At 70.4% G+C, this 5,422-nt stretch carries 4 protein-coding genes and 1 pseudogene; all 5 read right to left on the bottom strand.

Annotated elements, in window-relative coordinates; translation table 11 throughout:
* A pseudogene (locus AC08OP_RS20005) lies at positions 1-123 on the bottom strand (glycosyltransferase family 1 protein); the annotation flags it as partial.
* Positions 124-173: 50 nt separating this feature from the next.
* A complete protein-coding gene (locus tag AC08OP_RS20000; RefSeq protein WP_476615588.1) occupies positions 174-1,811 on the bottom strand; it encodes a glycosyltransferase in 1,638 nt (545 codons plus the stop codon).
* Positions 1,808-3,226 (bottom strand): glycosyltransferase family 2 protein, encoded by a 1,419-nt coding sequence (locus AC08OP_RS19995; RefSeq protein WP_476615587.1) that lies wholly within the window; start codon positions 3,224-3,226, stop codon positions 1,808-1,810. Before AC08OP_RS19995 ends, AC08OP_RS20000 begins: the two co-directional genes overlap by 4 nt.
* On the bottom strand, positions 3,223-4,485 hold the full coding sequence (locus AC08OP_RS19990) for an ABC transporter ATP-binding protein (protein ID WP_476615586.1): 1,263 nt from the start codon (positions 4,483-4,485) through the stop codon (positions 3,223-3,225). The genes AC08OP_RS19995 and AC08OP_RS19990 overlap by 4 nt, the downstream gene beginning before the upstream one ends.
* A 119-nt stretch (positions 4,486-4,604) precedes the next feature.
* Positions 4,605-5,422: ABC transporter permease (locus AC08OP_RS19985; protein ID WP_476615585.1), on the bottom strand; the 818-nt coding region annotated here is incomplete at its 5' end.

The following is a 5,422-nucleotide window of genomic DNA, read 5'->3' as shown; positions in this document are numbered from 1 at the left end:
GGCCTCGGCTTCCCACCCGGGCTCGGTGGCGAGCCGGGCGAGCCCGGTCAGCAGATGCTCGGTGTAACGGCCGACCCCGGTGCGTTGCCCGAGCAACGGCGTGCCGTCCAGCACGACCCTCATGCCGGGATCACCCCCTCCTTTCCGGGAGTGCCACGCCACACCGCGCCGCTTCACCGCTCGTACAGCCCGTGCCGGGTGGCGATCTCCCGCCACTGCCGCGCGAACGCCGCATCGGAGAAGGTCTGGGCGCGTTCGATCGCCGCCGCGGCGAGCCGACCGCGCAGACCGTCCTCGGCGGCGAGCCGGCGAGTGAAGGAGGCAACCTGCTCCGGGCCGGTCCATCGGTAGCCGTCGACCCCGTGCCGGACGATTTCTCGCTGGCCGGCCCGGTCGATGACGACGGGAACGCAGCCCCCGGCCATCGCCTCGACGGTGGTCATCCCGAAGTGCTCCGCCGTCCAGGGACGCCGGTCGTCGTCCTCGCCGTACCCGGTGGCCGACCAGAACACCGAGCTGGTCGAGAGCAGCCGTTCGACCTCGGCGCGCGGGGCGTTGGGATGGATCTGCACCGGCAGCCCCGCGCCGGCCGCCCGGACCTGCTCTAGGTAGGGCAGTTGAGAGTCCTCACAGCCGCCGACGACGTGCATCGTCCAGTCGGGCAGGTCGCCCGCACGGTACAGGTCGCCGAACCACTGCACCATCTCCAGCTGTCGCTTGGCGTGGCCGAGGCCGGGGGCGAAGAACCGGCCGACGGTGACGACGGCCTTCTCCCGCCGCGGCGCCGGATGCAGCCGTTCCACCTGGATGGGGGGGAACAGCAGGTCGGCGTCGCGTTTCCACAACCGGCGGATCCAGCCGCGGGTGAACCGCGAGTTGGCCATGACCACGTTGTAGCCGTCGAGGTAGCCGAGGTCGGCCGGGTCCCGCAGCAGCCAGGGGAAACGCAGCGGGAGCCGGGCGATCGGCCCCTCGCCACCGTCGGTGACCCGGGGCCGGCTCACCGCCACGCCGAGTTCGCGCACGTCCGCCGCGCCCGGCGAGAACGCGTCACTGACCAGGGTGAGCTCGGTACCGTTCGCCGACGGCGGCAGCGATACCTCGAACGGGGTGAAGTCGGTGCCGATCTGCAGCTTGGCCAGCACGCTGCCGTCGGCGTCGAGGAGGCGCAAGGCCGTGCCGACGGGCGCGCCGGGCCGGCCGATATCGGCGCGCAGGGTGCGCCGCTCGCCCGGGCTGACGGCGAGGATGCCCGCCCCGTTCGTCCAGGTCCACTGCCGGCGGCGGCCGCCCTCCGGCGGGTACCAGCCCTGGCCGAAGCTCACCGCCGGGCGAACCCCGCGCAGCAGCGGCCCGGCCGTGCGGACCGCGGCCTTACGCCAGGCCGCCATGTCGTGGTCGAACGGCGTCGGGAAGAAGCACAGGTACGCCGAGTGGCGGGCCTTCGGCATGATCCGGCTCATGTACGAACCGTTCACGAACAGGTCGTAGCGCCCGGAGAGGACGGCGATGGCCTCCTCGCCCCGGTCCGGCAACCGCACGTACCGGCAGCCGGCGAGATCCAGCCCGAGATGCTCGCCGAGCGCCGCGAGGTCGACCTCGGAGTGCCCGAGGAGGTCGACCGCGGCGCCCTCGGCGGCCAGTACCTGGGCGATCATGCCGTTGTGGCGTTCCCCGCCGCCCATGGAGTGCCAGAACCGGTTGTAGACCGCCGCCCGCACCCCGCCGGCCGGTCGGTCGCCCTTGGCCGGTGCGTCGCCGGCCGGTTGGTCGTTCTCGGCCGGTTGGCCGGCTCTCGCGGGATCGTTCATCGGGACACCAGCCAGCTCTGCAGGCTCGCCCGCCGTTGCGCGGCGCTGCGCCCGATCTCGCGCCGGGCCCGCAGCATGTCGGGCAGCAGCTGCAGGTAGGAGCCGTACACTCGCAGCCGCAGCAGGGTCGGTCGGATCGCGGGTCGGCTGCGCGCGCGCTGTGCCTGGCGCAGCGTGCGCACCGCGATCGAGACCGTGGTCAGCGGGTAGCGGATCACGGCGGCCAGCGCCATCGGCGCGGTCGCGTCCTTGGTGAGCATCAGCAGCCGGTTGCGGTCGGTGTGGAAGACGAACAGCGGTGACCATTCGACGCTCGACGCCGAGTGGATGTGACGCAGCACCGCCCCCGGGACGTAGCGGATGCCGTACCCGCGGGCCCGGATCCGCCAGGACAGGTCGGTGTCCTCGTAGTAGAGGAAGAACGCGTCGTCGAACCAGCCGAGCTCGTGGCCGAGCGGCGAGCGGATCGCCATCCCGTTCCCGCAGGCGGTGAACACGTCCTCCGGCTGGTCGAACTGGCCGGCGTCGACCTGCTGGTAACCGCGGTCGGCACCGTAACCGTCGGTCAGGACGATGCCGCCGACGTTGTTGATGACGTCCACCCGCGGCGCCTCACCGCCGACGGTCAGCGACACCGTCGTCGACTCGGGGCCCACCGCGAGGTCCGCCCGCCCTCCGGCCGACGTGCCCGTCGGGCCGTCCCAGCTCAGGGTGACCTGTTTGCGCGATTCCGCCGCCCAGGTGAACCCGAGGGTGACCGGGCCGCCGTCGGGGATCGGCACGCACAGTTCGCCGTCCCCTCGGGTCCAGAAGTACGGCGAGCCGCTCGGTCCCTCGGCACCGTAGGTGAGTTTCTCCCAGAGCACCTCGCGCAGCGCCTCGCGCCCGTTCACCGTCACCGAGGACACCCGCACCCCCAGCTCGCGGGAGTCGTGCGGACCCGGGACGAAGGTCGGCGTGTGCAGCCTGATCCGCAGGAACCGGGGGAGGAAGACGACCTTGCCGGTGGTGGCGCCGAGATGCCGGCCGCCGGGCTCGTCGAACGGCGCCAGCAGCGCGGCGAGCCAGGTGGGCTCGGGGATCGCGTCGTTGTTCACCAGGACCGCGAAGGGCGTCGTGACCTGGCGCAGCGCCAGGTTGTTGCCGCCGGCGAAACCGAGGTTGCGCTCCGCGGGCACCACGCGTACCCAGGGGTAGCGCTCGGCGAGCAGCTCCCGTGAGCCGTCGGACGAGGCGTTGTCGACTACCCAGGTTTGGTAGGCGAAATCCGCCTCCTGCTTGGCGATGCCGTCCAGGCAGGCCGGGAGGAGATGTGCGCCGTTCCAGTTGACGATCACGATGGTCGCCAGCGGCTCGGCGGTCTTCGACTCGGCGGCCGATCCCGCCGCCGGCCGGGTCGGGCGTTCCTCGCTCATCCGCGCAACCTCGCATCGTAGTCGACCTTGAGCAGTCCGTCCGCCTGCGCACCACCGACGCCGAACAGCTCCTCGAACCGGCGGGTGGTGACCGGGGCGCCGGTGGCGGCGTCCGAGACGTGCACCTTCACCGCGAAGGCGCCGAGCAGTTCGGGCAGGCGTGGTACCGAGAAGTCGACGATGTGGCGGCCCGGCCCGATGGCGAGCCCGCCGGGTGGCGTCTCCATCATCCAGATCGGTACCTCGCTCTGGCCGACGATGTAGGTGTGCAGGTACACGTGCTCGGGGGCACCCTCGGTGACGTCGAACTCGACGCTGACGGTGAGGGACTCGCCGGGGCCGTACTGCACGGTGGGCAGTCCGCCCGGCTCGTGGCTGAAGGTGACCGACTCCGGCCTGACCGTGGCGTACTGATAGGAGACCGGTTCCCCCGCGGGCAGGCTGCCCAGCTTCTGCCGCAGCAGTTTGGTACCCACGGCCGGCGGGCCGTCGAAGAACAGCGACCCGGACTCCAGGACCAGGATGCGATCGCACATGTTCTCGATGAGGTCGAGGGAGTGCGTCACGAACAGGATCGTGCGGCCCTGCGCCCGGAATTCGGCGATCTTGGCCAGGCACTTGCGCTGGAACGCCTCGTCCCCGACGGCCAGGACCTCGTCGACGAGCAGCACGTCCGGGTCGACGTGCACGGCGACGGCGAAGCCGAGGCGGACGTACTGGCCCGACGAGTAGTGCTTGACATCATCGTCGATCTTGTGGCGCAGCTCGGAGAAGTCGACGATGGAGTCGAAGAGCTGATCGATCTCCCGTTTGGACAGCCCGAGCAGGGACGCGTTGAGGTAGACGTTGTCCCGGCCGGAAAGCTCGCCGTTGAACCCGGCACCGAGTTCGAGCAGCGAGGCGATCCGACCGTGCACCGCGACCCGTCCGTCCGTCGGGCGCAGGATCCCGGCGAGCACCTTGAGCAGCGTCGACTTGCCCGAGCCGTTCGCACCGGCGAGACCGACCGTCTGGCCTCGCCCGATCGTCACGTCGATGTCGCGCAGTGCCCAGAAGTCGTCCCCGGCGGGGCCGCCCCGACGGACGAACCGTTCCTTCAGACTGGTCGCCCGGTTGTGGTAGGAGACGAATTTCTTGCTCACTCCGGCGGCCTCGATCACCACGGGCGCCTCGCGCGCCGGGCTGGGTGACGCGGCGGCCTCCCTGCCCTCGGGCGGGGCGGCGGGGCTCGGCGGGTACGCGGACGAGTGTCGGGCCACTACTGCTACTCCTTGCTGGCCGCCTGCGGACGTCCCATCATGATCGCACCGCGGTCGGCGTGCTGGCTCCCGGGGCCTTCGGCGGGCGACGAGGACAGGGCCGGTCCGCCACGGGCCGACTACAGATCCTCGGCGAAGTCCGCCTGCAGGGCGCGGAACACGTGCAGCCCCAGCCACAGCAGGGCGAGGGAGATCACCCCGGCGACGGCGAGATGTTCCAGGTAGAACGTGTATCCCGGGTTCGCCAGGATGGGGGCGGAACCCGTCGAGTTACCCGGGGGTGGATCGTAGATCGCCCGCTGGAACGTGATGACCACGACGGCCATCGGGTTGAGCAGGTACACCCAGGTCAGGTCGGCCAACCTGTTCTGGATGAGGCCGAAGGCGTACACCATGGGATTCAGCCAGAACCAGGCGAGCAGCGTCACGTCGAGCAGATGGGCGGTGTCGCGGTAACGCACGTTGAGCGCGCTGACCAGCAGGGACAGCGCCACGGTGAAGGTGAGGGCGACGGCTCCGGCCGGGACGAGCAGCAGCAGCTCGGGGCCGAGCAGGCTGTAGCCGAGCGCGAGGATCACCACGAACAGGACCAGCAGCTGCAGCAGGAAGTGCACCGCGGCGAAGCCGACCGCCGACAGGGGGAGCACGGCGAGGGGAAAGCGGACTTTCTTGACGAGGTTCGCGTTCGCCACGACGCTGCCGCAGGACGCGGACACGCTGCCCGAGAAGGCGTTCCAGACGAGCAGCCCGGACATCAGGTAAATACCGAAGCGGGGGATTCCTGATTTCAGCACGATCTGGAACACGAAGGTATACACGACGAGAAGGAGCATCGGATTCGCCAGTGACCAGGCGAATCCCAGCGTCGATCCCTTGTATTTGATCTTGAGATCCTTGCGGATGAGATTGCGCAGCAGTTCCCAGCGCACCCTCGTCT

The sequence above is a fragment of the Frankia sp. CeRuru1 genome (genome assembly GCF_977966315.1).
Note: the sequence above shows the minus strand (reverse complement) of the source record. Positions and strands in the feature narration are given on the sequence as shown.

What these genes read in the sequence shown, in the direction of transcription:
- AC08OP_RS20000 (WP_476615588.1), bottom strand. Translation starts at nt 1,811, where the DNA reads ATGAACGATCCCGCGAGAGCCGGCCAACCGGCCGAGAACGACCAACCG.
- AC08OP_RS19995 (WP_476615587.1), bottom strand. Translation starts at nt 3,226, where the DNA reads ATGAGCGAGGAACGCCCGACCCGGCCGGCGGCGGGATCGGCCGCCGAG.